The organism is Cupriavidus yeoncheonensis, from assembly GCF_905397275.1.
In the GTDB taxonomy this organism is placed as follows: Bacteria; Pseudomonadota; Gammaproteobacteria; order Burkholderiales; family Burkholderiaceae; genus Cupriavidus; species Cupriavidus yeoncheonensis.
Map to the genome: position 1 here is coordinate 49,820 of NZ_CAJPUY010000024.1, position 13,499 is coordinate 63,318.

Genomic DNA, 13,499 nt, shown 5'->3' on the forward strand with positions numbered 1-13,499 from the left:
TCGATTGTCCTCGATGCCAGGCAGGACCGAGTGGCATCGAGGACAAGCCATGTTCCTTCCAGCCGATGACTCGCGCGGGCCGCAAGGCCCGCCGTCAGTACGTGTGATCGGCAATCACCTGGGCCACCGTCCTGAGTGAATGCCTGAGCGCGTCCATGCTGACGGAGCCCAGCGCCAGCCGAATCGCATGCGGTACCGTACCGGACGTCGAGAACGGATGTGCCGTGGAGACCGAGATCCGCTCCCGCATCAGTGCCATGGCGACCGTGTCCGCGCGGACCTCCTCCGCCAGGGGAAGCCAGACGAAGTACGAAGCAGGATGACTGATCCGCTTGATCCCGCCGAGCACTTCCGTGACAAGACGCTGGCGCGCCGCGGCATCGTGCCGCTTGGCGGCTTCCAGTCTTGCCACGGTGCCGTCCTCGATCCAGCCACAAGCCATGGTTGTCAGGATCGCCGGTGTGTTCCAGGTGGTCGCGCGGATGGTTCGTTCGAGCCTGGGCACGAGTTCGCGCGGGGCGCAGAGGAAACCGACGCGCAGCCCGGTTGCCACGCTCTTCGACAGGCTCGACACATAGACCGTTGACTCCGGCGCGAGCGACGCCAGCGGAGGCGGTGCGTCATCGACCAGGAAGGCGTAGGCAGCGTCCTCGATGATCAGCAGGCCATGCTGGCGTGCAATGCTGACGAACTGCCGACGTCGGGTTGCGCTCATCACCCAGCCGAGCGGATTGTGCAGCGTCGGCATGGTGTACACGGCGCGCACTCGTCTCTGGCTGCACAACTGCTGCAAGGCGTCGAGATCGGGGCCCTGGGCGCCCGCCGGAAGCGGCGCCAGTTCCAGGCGATTGGCCTCGGCGGCGAGCTTGAATCCCGGGTAAGTCAGGGCATCCACGGCGACCACGTCGCCCGGTTCGAGCGCGGCCATGGCTGTGATCGTCAATCCATGCTGGGCGCCGCTGGTCAGCAGGACGGTGTCGGCCGCCGCCGGCACGCCGCGGCTCGCCAGATGCCGTGCCACCACTTCGCGCTCGTGCTCGCGTCCGCCGTGGGGCTGGTAGCGCAGCAGCGCTTCCAGGTCGCCCGCTGCTGCGAGCTGGCGCAGCGCTGTCCGAAGGAGTTCTGTCTGATCGGGCAGGGCAGGGTAGTTGAAACTGAGATCGACCGTGTCGGCGCTCCAGGCGAGCAAGTCGACGCCCTGGCCACGGGGCAGCGCCTCCTTCACAAACGTGCCGCGCCCGGTTTCTCCGCTCACCAGCCCCATTTCCCGGAGTTCTGCGTAGACGCGCGTGGCCGTGACCAGCGCGAGTCCCTCGCGCGCGGCGAGATCGCGGTGCGTCGGCAGCCGCGTACCGGGACGCAGCCGCCCGGCGCGGATGTCGTCCGCGAGGCGGTCGACCAGTTGCTTGTAGCGAGCCTGGCGCATGCTGGCGTGTATCCATGACAATTATTTGAGCGTACTGATTATCCGCTCCAGAATGGGCCCGTACAAGGACACACGCCTGAGGCTCGCCATGCACATCGCCATCCTGACCTTCGACGGGTTCAACGAACTCGACTCGCTGATCGCCTTCAATATCCTCAACCATGTCAGGCAGCCGGACTGGCGCGTGTCGATTGCCAGTCCGACTGCCACCATACGTTCGATGAACGGCCTGGTGATGGAGTCGCAGATCTCGCTGGAGGAGGCTTGCGCGGCGGATGCGGTGCTGGTCGGCAGCGGCATCCGCACGCGCGAAGTTGCCGCCGCTCCTGCATTGATGTCGCAACTGAAGCTGGACCCGACACGCCAGTTGCTCGGTGCGCAATGTTCGGGGACGTTGATCCTCGCGAGACTCGGCTTGCTGGGCGACGTGCCGGCGTGCACGGACCTGACCACGAAGCCGTGGGTGCAGGAGGCCGGGGTCGCCGTGCTGGATCAGCCATTCGTGGCTCATGGGAACGTGGCGACCGCGGGCGGCTGCCTGTCGTCGCCGTATCTGGCTGCCTGGTTCATCGCACGACTGAAAGGCGTGGATGCCGCGTGCGGTGCGATTCACTACGTCGCACCGGTCGGAGAGAAAGACGCCTTTGTGGCACGTACGCTGGAGAACATCTCGCCATTCCTCTGAGGCGGACCGGAGCAGGGACGCGGTCTCCGGTGGCCGGCGCCGGCAATTTCCAGCCGTTTACTTCGCGTGCGAAATAGATATATACTTCGCATGCGAACCTAGCGGATGCCTGCGGCATTCATCACCATCCCACCACCTGGAAATCGACCATGACCCCGGAAATCCATACCGACGTGAGCGAAGGCGTGCTGACCATTACGCTTGCACGGCCTGAGAAGAAGAATGCCCTGACGAACGAGATGTACGGCGTGCTGGCTGACACGATCGAAGCGGCGCAGCTGGACCACGGCATCCGCGTGGTGCTGTTGCAAGGAGATGGAGACAGTTTCACGGCCGGCAACGACGTAGGCGAGTTTGCGGCGATCGCAGCGGGAAAGGGTCCCGGCGAACGGCACGTGCATCGCTTCCTGCACACGCTGGCCAAGGCGACGAAGCCGCTCGTAGCCGCCGTCAACGGCAAGGCGGTGGGCGTCGGCACCACCATGCTGCTGCATTGTGATTGCGTCCTGCTCGCGGACGATGCGCAACTCATCACGCCGTTCGTCAACCTTGCCCTCGTTCCCGAGGCGGCTTCGAGTTATCTGCTGCCCTTGCGCATCGGACATGCCCGAGCCTTCGAGATGTTCGCGCTGGGCGAGCCGCTCGATGCGAAGAACGCCGTGGCATGGGGCATCGCCAACAAGATCTGCGCCACCGATCAACTGCGTGCGGAAGCGCAGCGGATGGCCCGCAGGATTGCCGGGAAGCCGTCTGGCTCGCTGAACGCAATGAAGAAGCTGATGCGCGACGCGGAAAGACTGGTCGCGCAGATGGGGAAAGAAAGCGCTCAGTTCGAGGAGCGGCTCGGCAGCGCGGAAGCAAAGGAAGCTTTTTCGGCCTTTGCCGAGAAGCGCAAGCCGGACTTCACGCGAGTCGCCGGGCAGTAGCCAGGGGCCCGCTGTTCAGGTCTACGCTTCGCCGTTGTCAGTGGCCGGGAACTTGGTCTGCAGGCTCGTCAGCCAACGCGCGACGATGTCTATCTCGGCCTCGGTGAAGCCTTTGGTCAGCCTGGCGTTCAAGCTCTTCATGCTGACTTTCGAATGCTGGCGCGCGGCGCGTCCGGCTTCGGTCAACCAGAGGCGTGACACACGGCGATCAGACTCGTCCGGCCTGCGTTCGATCAGTCCCGCCCTTTCGGTCCGGTCGGCAAGGCCACTCATCCCCGGTGCCCCAAGGTCCAGTGCGGCAGCCGCCTCGCTCATCAGCGCGCCGTCGTTGCCCCCCAGGAAGAACAGGAGTCCTGACTGGGCGGCAGTCACGCCGCCACCGGCCACCCGCGCTTGCGACCACCGCTGCAGGCGCCGCTGGCCCACATTCAACAGATAGACAAGGCGATGTTCCATATCGGGATCCGCTCGGACGTCTGAGTTAGTTCGTGTGCGAATATACCATGCCCCCCGCAAGCCAGGCGGTTGTATCCATGACAATTATTTGAATGTCATGGACATTGATCTTACGATCACGCCATACCCTCCCTGGTCAGGTCGATACGCAGCAGTGCGAAGTGAAGTCTGACAGCGCTTTCCCTGACGCGGGACGGCCGACATGGCGGGAAACAAGGAGGAATCATGGACGACTTCCTGACCGCCCTCGGCGCCATCTGCTTTTTCATCTCCGTGTACGCGGCCCTGGCGTATCGGCCAAAGGGGATCGCCATCCGCGCTGGAGCATCGCGCGAATTTCGTCAGTGGACTGACCGCGCGCCCGCAACGCCTGCCGGCACTGAGCTCACCTCCGCGGCTTGCCATCCACGCGGGTCCGGAAGGGATTCGCGCCGGCATCCGATCCGCTGCGAGAGGACACCATCGCGCCGAATTCGATTGTCGTGCAGGTGACGTTCCGGCCCCGCCCAAAGCTCTGTGAGGAACGCGAACGCCTCAGGCATTCGCGGCTTGATTGCGAAACGTGTCCTGAATCGCGCCATATCTGTCATTTCGCATGCGAAGGAATGCGCCAATCATTAGCGAATGCCGCAGCGCAAGGCGCCGAGCCCTGTCGGGCCGAAGCCGCATCGGACACCGGCGTGACGTGACGGCCCGCACCCTGATGCGGTAGCCGCTCCCGGCAGGCCGCGGCAGCCAGAGCATGACCCAACCAAGGAAATCATCATGACCCGTATCGACAAAGTGCTGTACACCGGCAAGACCCACACCACGGGCGGGCGCGAAGGCGCAGCCCGCAGCACGGATGGACGCCTCGACATCAAGCTGTCGCCACCGGGCGGCGCGGGCAGCGGCACCAACCCGGAGCAATTGTTTGCCGCCGGCTGGTCGGCCTGCTTCATCGGTGCGATCGGTCTCGCTGCCCGCGCGAAAGGCGTGACGCTGCCGCCCGACCTGGCGGTTGACGCCGAAGTGGACCTGGGCATGGCAGGCGATGCCTTTCTCCTGCAGGCTCGGCTGAATGTCAGCATGCCCGGCATCGATGCGGGCACTGCGAGAGTGCTGGTCGATGCCGCCCACCAGACCTGCCCATATTCGAAGGCCACGCGCGGCAATATCAACGTGGAGATCAACGTAGTGCAAGCCGCCTGACGACCGTGCCGGTCGACCTTTGCCGGCCGGCTCGTCCATGCCATTGTCAGCACCCGCTTCATGCGCCCAGGGAAAGCTCGCTCAAGGAAAGCTCGATGAAACTGTTCAACAACCCGGCTCCGGAAACGGATCGGTTCACGCGACGCCATTTTCTTGGGGTCTCGGCAGCAGCGGCAGGCTACGGCATTGGCCTGATGTCGCTGTCCGGCGAAGCGTCGGCGGCAACCACTGGTACCGGCAGGCCCGAAGCCATCCGCCCCTTCCGCGTCTCCGTCCCGCAGGAGGCCCTGACGGACCTGCGCCGGCGTATCGCTGCCACGCGTTGGCCGTCACGTGAAACGGTGGACGATGCATCGCAAGGCGTGCGGCTGGCGACGATGCAAAAGCTCGCGGAGTACTGGGCGACCCGGCACGACTGGCGCAAGGCAGAGGCCAGGCTGAATGCGTTGCCGCAATTCATGACGACCATCGATGGCGTCGATATTCACTTCATCCACGTTCGCTCGAAGCATCCGAATGCGCTGCCGGTCATCATCACCCATGGATGGCCCGGATCGGTGATCGAGCAGCTGAAGGTCATCGGCCCGCTCACAGACCCGACGGCTCACGGCGGCCAGGCGTCCGATGCCTTCGATGTGGTGATCCCGTCGATCCCCGGCCACGGCTTTTCCGGCAAGCCAACGACCACGGGCTGGGATCCCGTGCGTATCGCGCGCGCATGGATCGTGCTGATGAACCGTCTCGGCTACAGGCATTACGTGGCGCAAGGTGGCGACTGGGGCGATGCCATCACCGAGCAGATGGCGCTGATCGCGCCCCCGGAACTGCTTGGCATCCACGTCAACATGCCGGCCACCCTGCCGGCCGACATATCGAAGGCGCTCAAATACAACGAACCGGCACCTGCGGGGCTCTCGGCTGACGAACGGCACGCGTACGAGCAGCTCGACACCTTCTACAAGCACGGGCTCGGCTATGCGATCGAGATGGCGAACCGTCCGCAGACGCTCTACGGCATCGAAGACTCTCCCATCGGGCTGGCGGCCTGGATGCTCGATCATGATGCCGCGAGTCACGCGATGATCGCCCGCGTGTTCGATGGCAAGAGCGAGGGCCTCACGCGTGACGATATCCTCGATAACGTGACGCTGTACTGGCTGACAAGGACTGCGGTCTCGTCGGCGCGCCTGTACTGGGAAAACAAGCTGGCGTTCTTCGACGTCAAGAACCTCGCCATCCCGGTAGCCGTCAGCGTCTTCCCGGACGAGATCTACGCGGCGCCGCGAAGCTGGACCGAGCGCGCCTACCCGAAGCTCATCCACTACAACCGTCTCCCGAAGGGCGGCCACTTTGCCGCATGGGAACAGCCGATGGTCTTTGCCGACGAACTTCGCACGGGCTTCAGGACGTTGCGAGGCGGGAGATCCTTATGACGATGCACCGGTCCATTGGACCTGATGGGATTCGTGAAAGCGCAAGAGGGTACAAGATGAAGTCATCGATCAAATGTCTGGTGGGCATCGCCATCGCGGCCGCATTCACCGTCGCCGCTTTCGCCTCCGACGCGGCCCCTGCAACATCGCCCGGCGCGGGCAAGACGACCGTGGTGCTGGTACATGGCGCCTTCGCCGACGGGTCCGGGTGGGGCGAGGTCATCCGGCTGTTGCAGGGCCGTGGACTCAACGTCGTGGCGGTGCAGAATCCGCTGACCTCGCTGGCTGACGACGTCGCGGCGACGCGCCGCGTGCTGGACGCGCAGGCGGGACCCGTTGTACTTGTCGGTCATTCGTGGGGCGGCGTGGTCATCTCGGAGGCGGGCGTGCACGAGCGCGTCAAGTCGCTGGTCTACGTGGCCGCGTTCGCGCCGTCCGAAGGACAGTCTGTCGCCGACCTGACCAAGGGCTACCCGACGCCGCCCGGGTCGAAGTTCGTGGTGGCGGATCAGGCGGGCTTCCTGAGCCTGAGTCCCGAAGGGATGGCGAAGCACTTCGCCCAGGACCTGCCGGCCGCACAGACCGGCCTGATGACCGTGACGCAAGTGCCCATCCGTGCCAGCAGCTTCGAGGAGGGGACGAAGGCGGCCGCATGGCGAAGCAGGCCGACGTGGTATGTGCTGACCCAGAACGATCACATGATCGACCCCGGCTTGCAGCGTGCGATGGCCCGCAGCATGCATGCCCATGTGGTGAGCGTGGCGTCGTCGCACGTACCGCAATTGTCCAGGCCGGTGCAAGTGGCCGACGCTATCCTCAGCGCGGCAGAGCAGGCGAAGTGACCAGGCAACCGACGCGCGAGCCGGGACCGGAATGGCTAGGCGGGAAGCGCCCGTGCAAGCACGTTCAATCTGCAGATCCGCAGCACCTCGTCAGATCGGCCGCGATCGACGATCACGCGCGCAATCGCGAGCGCACCGGACATTTCGGACATCACGGAGATCGCGAGCGCGCCGGCATCGGCATGGCCGACCTGTTCCAGCATCCGGGCCAGCAGGGAGGTGAGCCTGGCGGCGCCCTGCTCGAAGGCCTGGCGCGAATCATCGCCCAGCAGGGCGGCGTGGGTTGTCAGTGTCGCGATGGGGCAGCCCGTGCCGCGATGATCGCGATGTTCCGGGGAAAGATAGCGCTCCACATACTCCCGCAGTGCGTCGGCCGGGCCGCGGTTGTGGCATATCCCCTCCAGTCTCTCCTGCGTGCTGGCAAAGGCGCGTTCGATGGCGCGCGCGATCATGTCTTCCCGCGATGAGAAGTGGTAGTAGAAGCCACCATGGGTCAACCCCACGGTCTTCATCAACTCGGACACCGAGATCTTGTCCGGGCCGTCGCGCCGCACCAGGGTGGAAGCCGCCTCGACCAGGCTGTTGTGCGTCTTTTCGCGTTGTTCGGAGCCGTATCTCATCTTGTGTGTCGTTGCCTTCCCTAATCTTACTGTGTCAATAAATTCATGCCATTATAGAGTCTTCTTCAGACTTGGCATGAGGAATCGATGGACTGGGAAGCGTCGTTTGACGAGTATCTAGAACATCTCTGTGAGGCGCTCGGGCACAGCGACAGGAGATCGGGGCTGGCGGGCTATTGCCAGGGGCTGATGTTGCCGATCAAACGCAAGAGCGTCGAACCTCTGGCGGCGCATTTAGAGCCGGAGCGAATAAGCGCGCGACACCAATCGCTGCATCATTTCGTGTCGAAGTCGGAATGGTCCGATGCAGCGCTGCTTGAGCAGGTGAGGTGCTGGGTGTTGCCGCACATGAATCCGGCGAGCGGGTTGTTCTGGATCATCGATGACACCGGCTTTCCCAAGAAGGGTAAGCATTCGGTTGGGGTGGCGAGACAATACTGCGGGCAGTTGGGCAAGCAAGACAATTGCCAGGTGGCGGTGAGTCTGTCGGTAGCGACTGAAGAAGCCAGCTTACCGGTGGCGTACCAGCTCTATCTGCCTCAGGAGTGGTGCGACGATCCGGAAAGGCGGCAGCGTACCGGGGTGCCGGATGAGATCGTGTTCGCGACCAAACCACAGATCGCGGCGATGCAACTGCGCCAGGCGCGGGACAGCGGGGCGCCAAATGGCATCGTGCTGGCTGACGCCGCTTATGGCAATGACACCGCGTTTCGAGATGCTGTCAGTGAACTCGGGTTGCAGTACGCGGTAGGGACGCAGTCCAGTACCCATGTGTGGGCACGTGGCACCGCACCATTGCCGGCTGAACCTGCAATCGGCAAGCCAGGCCGTCCGCGCAGCCTGCTGCGCCGGGCGCCGGGACATAAGCCGCTCTCGGTCAAGAAGCTGGCGCTTGGGCTCGATCAAATCTGCTATCGCACCATTACCTGGCGTGAGGGCACCCGAGCCATGCTGAGTTCGCGATTTTCCGCGGTTCGCATCCGCACGTCGCACCGCGATTACTGGCGAGCCACACTGCGTGACGAGGAATGGCTGCTTATCGAATGGCCCGAAGGCGAGTCCGAACCGATCAAATACTGGTTGTCCACACTGCCCGAAAGCGCACCGCTCGAACATCTGGTCCACGTCGCGAAGATGCGCTGGCGCATCGAGCGCGATTACCAGGACCTCAAGCAGGAGTTTGGTCTGGGCCACTATGAAGGACGGGGTTGGCGCGGTTTTCACCACCACGCATCCCTATGCATTGCTGCGTACGGATTTCTCGTCGCACAGCGCCTGATCCAGGGCGGCAGTAAAAAAAACGGCGCAATCCGCGGCCAGTCTGCCTTACCCTCGGATTACGTGCCGCGCGGCTCCCCAGCGCGCACAGCGACACGTGCCTGATTCCATCACCAGCCTACGCTGGCGCATTGCTGCCTTCATTGCCCAACGACTCCATCGATGTCCGTTTTGCGCTGGTAGCCCCTAAACTAATGACACAGTAAGACTAAGAAGCTGTTGCGAAATTAGTTCATGCAGGGCTTTAGCCTGCTCCAGCAAGTCAGTGAACAGGCAAGGGACAGGAAGGCTTCGTGGACATGGGCATATCGTTCGTATCGAATCTTCAGGCGTCTGAACGAGTGGAGCCAAGCAATCGAGCGCTCCACGACCCAGCGCGTTTTGCCGAGCCCACTCCCGTGAGGAGAGCCGATTTTGGCAAGCACGGGCGTGATGCCGCGCTTGCGCAAGCGCTGTCGGTGTGGCTCGGAACTGTAGCCCCGGTCGCCTTGGACTATTTTCGGCTTGCGCAGGGGGCGTCCGCGCTTTCCGCGAATGGGCGGAATCGCCTCGACCAACGCATCGAGTTGCGTGATGTCGTTGCAGTTCGCGCCGCTCAGGATGACGGCGAGCGGGATGCCTTGCGCGTCGACGATGAGGTGGTGCTTGCTGCCGAGCTTGCGCCGGTCCGTTGGGTTCGGGCCAGTTTTTTTCCCGCCAGCATGGCGCGAACCGAGGAACTGTCGACAATGGCGCGCGCCATGTCGAGTTGGCCGCGACGGCGCAATTCGGCCAGTAGTGTCTCGTGGATGCGTTGCCAGACACCAGCCTCCTGCCACGCAACCAGCCGCCGCCAGCATGCGGTGCCCGAGCCACAACCCATCTCTTGCGGCAGTAGGTTCCAGGCGATGCCAGAGCGCAGAACGAACACGATGCCAGTCAGCACCGCTCGGTCCGGCGTCGGCTTGCGCCCTGCATATCGGCGGCTGCGCGGCGGTCGCGCCGGCAGCAGCGGTTCGATGAGTGACCACAGTTCGTCGTCGATCAGTTCTCTGGGCATCGCTTCCTGTCAGGCAAAACAAGACAGGAAGTTAACACCGGCTCGAAAAAGTTAACAGACCCTATGGGTAATTTCGCAACAGCTTCTAAGCCGGTAAATATATCAGGAAGACCGCATCCGACCTCCGTGGAGGCCTTCCAGCACATGGCCAGATTCTTTGTTATGATGGTCATCATACTATGCCGCCACGGAGAAACCTCAATGAAAGCTGTCATCGCTGGATATGCTCGTTCGCCGTTCCACTTCGCAAAAAAAGGCGCTTTGGCCACGACACGGCCGGACGAACTTGCTGCGCAGGTGGTGCGGGGCCTGCTGTCGCGAACCGACCTTGACCCTGCGCTCATCGAGGACGTGATCCTCGGGTGCTCGTACCCCGAAGGTCCACAGGGCAACAACCTCGCGCGCATTGTTGGCCTTCTCGCTGGTTTGCCTCATACCGTTGCCGGGACTACCGTCAATCGCTTCTGTGGATCGTCCATGCAGGCGATCCATATGGCGGCGGCCAATATCGAGGCCGGCATGGGCGATGCATTCCTCTGCGTAGGCGTCGAATCCATGACGATGGTGCCCCAGGGCGGCTTTACGCCATCTCCGAACCCGCGGCTCAAGGCGACGTCGCGGGCCTATGTCTCGATGGGAGAAACAGCGGAGAACGTGGCGGCGCGCTGGAACGTCACGCGGCGCGAGCAGGAGGCCTTTGCTGTCCATTCGCACATGAAGGCAGCGACCGCCCGCGCCGAGGGCCGCTTGCGCGACGAAATCATCGCGATTGAAACGCCTGAAGGAACGGTGGTCACCGAAGACGGTTGCATTCGCCCCGGGACCTCCCTTGAAGCGCTGGCGAACCTGAAGCCAGCGTTCCGCGCGGAGGGTGTTGTCACGGCGGGAACGTCTTCGCCTTTGACGGACGGTGCGGTGGCCGTGCTTGTCACCAGCGACAAGTTTGCGGAGCGCCACAATCTCCCCGCAACCGCCCGGATCCTGTCTTTCGCGGTGGCCGGAGTCGATCCGGAGATCATGGGAGTCGGTCCTATCCCGGCAACGAAGAAGGCGCTGGCACGCGCGTCACTCGATGCCGGCAAGCTGGGCGTGGTGGAGATCAATGAGGCATTCGCCTCGCAGGCCATTGCGTGCATGCGTGACCTGGACCTGGCGCCGTCCCGCACCAATCTGGACGGGGGCGGCATCTCCATCGGCCATCCGCTGGGCGCGACGGGCGCGCGCATTACCGCCAAGGCGGCGGCCCTGCTGCAACGCGAGAAGCAGCGTTATGCGCTTGCCACGCAGTGTATTGGCGGGGGGCAAGGTATCGCCACCATCCTGGAGCGGATCTGAAGCTGGACGGCGGCGACAGATGCGCCCGCCGGCGCGCGGTCGCGCGGCAAGGCGACTCAGGCTCTTTTGAAAGCCGCGTCACCGCCGGCTGAGGACTGAGGCGAGTCGAGTTCATCGTGATGCAAGTCACGGCAAGGGGAGCAGGACCATGAGTGCAAAGGACGTAGTACTGTGTCATCCGGTGCGGACCGCGATCGGGGCCTTCAACGGGTCGCTGAAGGGCACGCCGGCCACCGAACTGGGCGCGACAGCGATCCGCGAAACGGTGCGGCGCTCGGGCGTCGATGTATCGGCGATCGGCAGTGTGGTGTTCGGCAACGTCGTGCAGGCGGGCAATCGGATGAACCCGGCGCGGCAGGCCGCTATCGGCGCGGGCTTGCCGGTATCGTTGCCGGCCATGACCGTGAATCGCGTGTGCGGGTCGGGCGCGCAGGCAATCGCCACAGCGGCGGACGAAGTGCGGCTTGGCTATGCCGATGTGGCTGTCGCGGGCGGCATGGAGAACATGGACCGCGCCCCCTACCTGCTGGCGAGCGGGCGCTGGGGCAATCGCATGGGCGATGCGACCATGCAGGACAGCATGCTGCTCGACGGTTTGCATGACGCCTTCTCGGGCCAGCATTCCGGCTGGCATACCGAAGACCTCGCGACGCGCTACAAACTGAGCCGGGACGCGCAGGATCGCTGGGCTGAGCGTTCGCAGTCACGCTTTGCCCGCGCGCAGCAGCAGGGCCGCTTCGCGGCTCAGATCGTGGACGTTCCGCTGAAGAGCAAGCAGGGTACCGCCGCCTTCAGGCTCGACGAGGCCAGTCGTCCGGATACGACGCTGGAGCGACTGGCCCGCCTGAAGCCCGCCTTCCGCCCCGACGGCACCATCACGGCCGGCAATGCGCCTGGCATCAACAGCGGTGCCGCTGCCGTGCTGGTTGCAGACCGCGGCTACGCCGAGCGCCATGGTCTCGCGCCCATGGCCCGGCTGGCGGCCTACGGGGTCGGCGCCGTGGAACCGGGCCTGTTCGGGCTGGGTCCGGTGCCGGCGGTGCGACAGGCATTGCAGCGCGCCGGCTGGTCGCTGGGCGACGTCGAGCGATTCGAGATCAACGAGGCCTTCGCGGCCGTGCCGCTGGCGGTGGCCGCCGAACTTGGCCTGTCGCACGACATCGTCAACGTTGACGGCGGCGCGATCGCACACGGCCATCCCATCGGCGCGACGGGCGCGGTGCTGACCACCCGGTTGCTGTACAGCATGCAGGCTGATGGCATCCGGCGCGGCATCGTCACGCTGTGCATCGGCGGCGGGCAGGGCATCGCCCTCGCACTCGAAATGCTGTCGTGAGGCGGGCACCCATGAAGATACTGGTACTCGGCGCCGGCGGCATGGGTGGCTACTACGGGGCGAGGCTGATCGAGGCGGGCGCCGACGTGACGTTCCTGGTCCGTCCCGCCCGCGCCGACGCTCTCGCGCACCACGGGCTGCGCATGCATAGCGAGCTTGGGGACTTTCGGGGCATGGTGAAGACGGTCGTGGCCGATGACCCCGGCACTGGCTACGACCTGATCCTGCTGGCCTGCAAGAGCTATGACATCGACGCGGCGATGGACGCCATCGCTCACGTTGCCGCCGCAGGGGCCGCCGTCCTGCCGTTGCTGAATGGGCTGTCCGCCTACGAAAAACTTGACCGCCGTTTCGGGCGGGACCATGTGCTCGGAGGCGTGTCATACATCGCTACGACCCTGGCCCCGGACGGATCGATTGCGCACGCCGGGCGCGCGGACAAGCTCCTTGTCGGTGCCCGCACGCCACAGGCGCAGAGACTGGCGGCGGACTTCCACAGACTGGCTTCGCGCACGCCGGGCATTCGAGGCCTGTCGTCGAACATCGAACAGGAACTGTGGAACAAGTGGGTCATGATCGCCGCCGGCGCGCTGATGACCTGCCTGATGCGTGGCACGGTTGGCGACATCCTGAAGACGCGGGATGGCCGCAGGCTGATGGAGCAGGCCATTGACGAGTGCAGCACCGTGGCGGCGCTCTGCGGCTATCCGGTGCCGGATCGCGTAGCCGAGGAGATGCGCGACCGCTTGCTCGACGAGACCTCGACATGGGCTGCGTCCATGATGCGCGACATCGCACAGGGCGCAAGGCGAATCGAGGCCGACGCCATCGTCGGCGATCTGATCGCGCATGGCGAAGCGGCTGGCCGTGATCTGCCGCTGAGCCGAATCGCGTACTGTCACCTGCAGGTCTACCAGGGCCGGCGTGGCTGA

13 protein-coding genes are annotated in these 13,499 nt (G+C 64.4%); 9 read left to right on the plus strand and 4 right to left on the minus strand.

The window, feature by feature from the left end; translation table 11 throughout:
- Positions 1-94: 94 nt before the first annotated feature.
- A complete protein-coding gene (locus KHO22_RS26585; protein ID WP_211950160.1) occupies positions 95-1,426 on the minus strand; it encodes an aminotransferase-like domain-containing protein in 1,332 nt (443 codons plus the stop codon).
- An 88-nt stretch (positions 1,427-1,514) separates the two neighbouring features.
- Between KHO22_RS26585 and KHO22_RS26590 the strand changes: the two genes are divergently transcribed.
- Together KHO22_RS26590 and KHO22_RS26595 are read left to right on the plus strand one after the other, a co-directional pair.
- The gene (locus KHO22_RS26590) at positions 1,515-2,111 is read left to right on the plus strand and encodes a DJ-1/PfpI family protein (protein ID WP_211950215.1); all 597 of its coding nucleotides are present in this window, start codon (positions 1,515-1,517) and stop codon (positions 2,109-2,111) included.
- Positions 2,112-2,260: 149 nt separating this feature from the next.
- Positions 2,261-3,037, plus strand: a complete 777-nt coding sequence (locus KHO22_RS26595) for an enoyl-CoA hydratase (RefSeq protein WP_211950161.1) — start codon at positions 2,261-2,263, stop codon at positions 3,035-3,037.
- A gap of 21 nt (positions 3,038-3,058) precedes the next feature.
- Here the strand turns inward: KHO22_RS26595 and KHO22_RS26600 are convergent, their stop codons facing one another.
- The gene (locus tag KHO22_RS26600; RefSeq protein WP_211950162.1) at positions 3,059-3,493 is read right to left on the minus strand and encodes a MarR family winged helix-turn-helix transcriptional regulator; all 435 of its coding nucleotides are present in this window, start codon (positions 3,491-3,493) and stop codon (positions 3,059-3,061) included.
- 765 nt (positions 3,494-4,258) lie between these two features.
- On the opposite strand from KHO22_RS26600, the gene KHO22_RS26605 reads away from it, so the two are divergent.
- The 3 genes from KHO22_RS26605 to KHO22_RS26615 all read left to right on the plus strand — a co-directional run bounded on the left by KHO22_RS26605 (position 4,259) and on the right by KHO22_RS26615 (position 6,959).
- A complete protein-coding gene (locus KHO22_RS26605) occupies positions 4,259-4,684 on the plus strand; it encodes an organic hydroperoxide resistance protein (protein WP_211950163.1) in 426 nt (141 codons plus the stop codon).
- 95 nt (positions 4,685-4,779) lie between these two features.
- Positions 4,780-6,117 (plus strand): epoxide hydrolase family protein, encoded by a 1,338-nt coding sequence (locus KHO22_RS26610; protein ID WP_211950164.1) that lies wholly within the window; start codon positions 4,780-4,782, stop codon positions 6,115-6,117.
- 56 nt (positions 6,118-6,173) lie between these two features.
- Entirely contained in the window at positions 6,174-6,959 is a 786-nt protein-coding gene (locus tag KHO22_RS26615) for an alpha/beta fold hydrolase (RefSeq protein WP_211950165.1), read from the plus strand.
- A gap of 35 nt (positions 6,960-6,994) precedes the next feature.
- Here KHO22_RS26615 and KHO22_RS26620 read toward each other — a convergent pair whose 3' ends face one another.
- The gene (locus KHO22_RS26620; RefSeq protein WP_211950166.1) at positions 6,995-7,579 is read right to left on the minus strand and encodes a TetR/AcrR family transcriptional regulator; all 585 of its coding nucleotides are present in this window, start codon (positions 7,577-7,579) and stop codon (positions 6,995-6,997) included.
- A gap of 87 nt (positions 7,580-7,666) precedes the next feature.
- Between KHO22_RS26620 and KHO22_RS26625 the strand changes: the two genes are divergently transcribed.
- Positions 7,667-8,962, plus strand: a complete 1,296-nt coding sequence (locus KHO22_RS26625; protein WP_211950167.1) for an IS701 family transposase — start codon at positions 7,667-7,669, stop codon at positions 8,960-8,962.
- Positions 8,963-9,084: 122 nt separating this feature from the next.
- On the opposite strand, the gene KHO22_RS26630 is transcribed toward KHO22_RS26625, so the two are convergent.
- A protein-coding gene (locus tag KHO22_RS26630; protein WP_211950168.1) for an IS5 family transposase occupies positions 9,085-9,896 on the minus strand; the annotation gives its coding sequence in 2 pieces (ribosomal slippage) (positions 9,085-9,557 and positions 9,557-9,896; 813 coding nt in all).
- 201 nt (positions 9,897-10,097) lie between these two features.
- Here KHO22_RS26630 and KHO22_RS26635 point away from each other — a divergent pair.
- The 3 genes from KHO22_RS26635 to KHO22_RS26645 all read left to right on the plus strand — a co-directional run bounded on the left by KHO22_RS26635 (position 10,098) and on the right by KHO22_RS26645 (position 13,499).
- A complete protein-coding gene (locus KHO22_RS26635) occupies positions 10,098-11,231 on the plus strand; it encodes a thiolase family protein (protein WP_211950169.1) in 1,134 nt (377 codons plus the stop codon).
- A 148-nt stretch (positions 11,232-11,379) separates the two neighbouring features.
- Entirely contained in the window at positions 11,380-12,567 is a 1,188-nt protein-coding gene (locus KHO22_RS26640; protein WP_211950170.1) for a thiolase family protein, read from the plus strand.
- Positions 12,568-12,578: 11 nt separating this feature from the next.
- Positions 12,579-13,499 carry a 2-dehydropantoate 2-reductase gene (locus KHO22_RS26645; RefSeq protein ID WP_211950171.1) on the plus strand — a complete coding sequence of 307 codons (921 nt, stop codon included), beginning with the start codon at positions 12,579-12,581 and terminating at the stop codon, positions 13,497-13,499.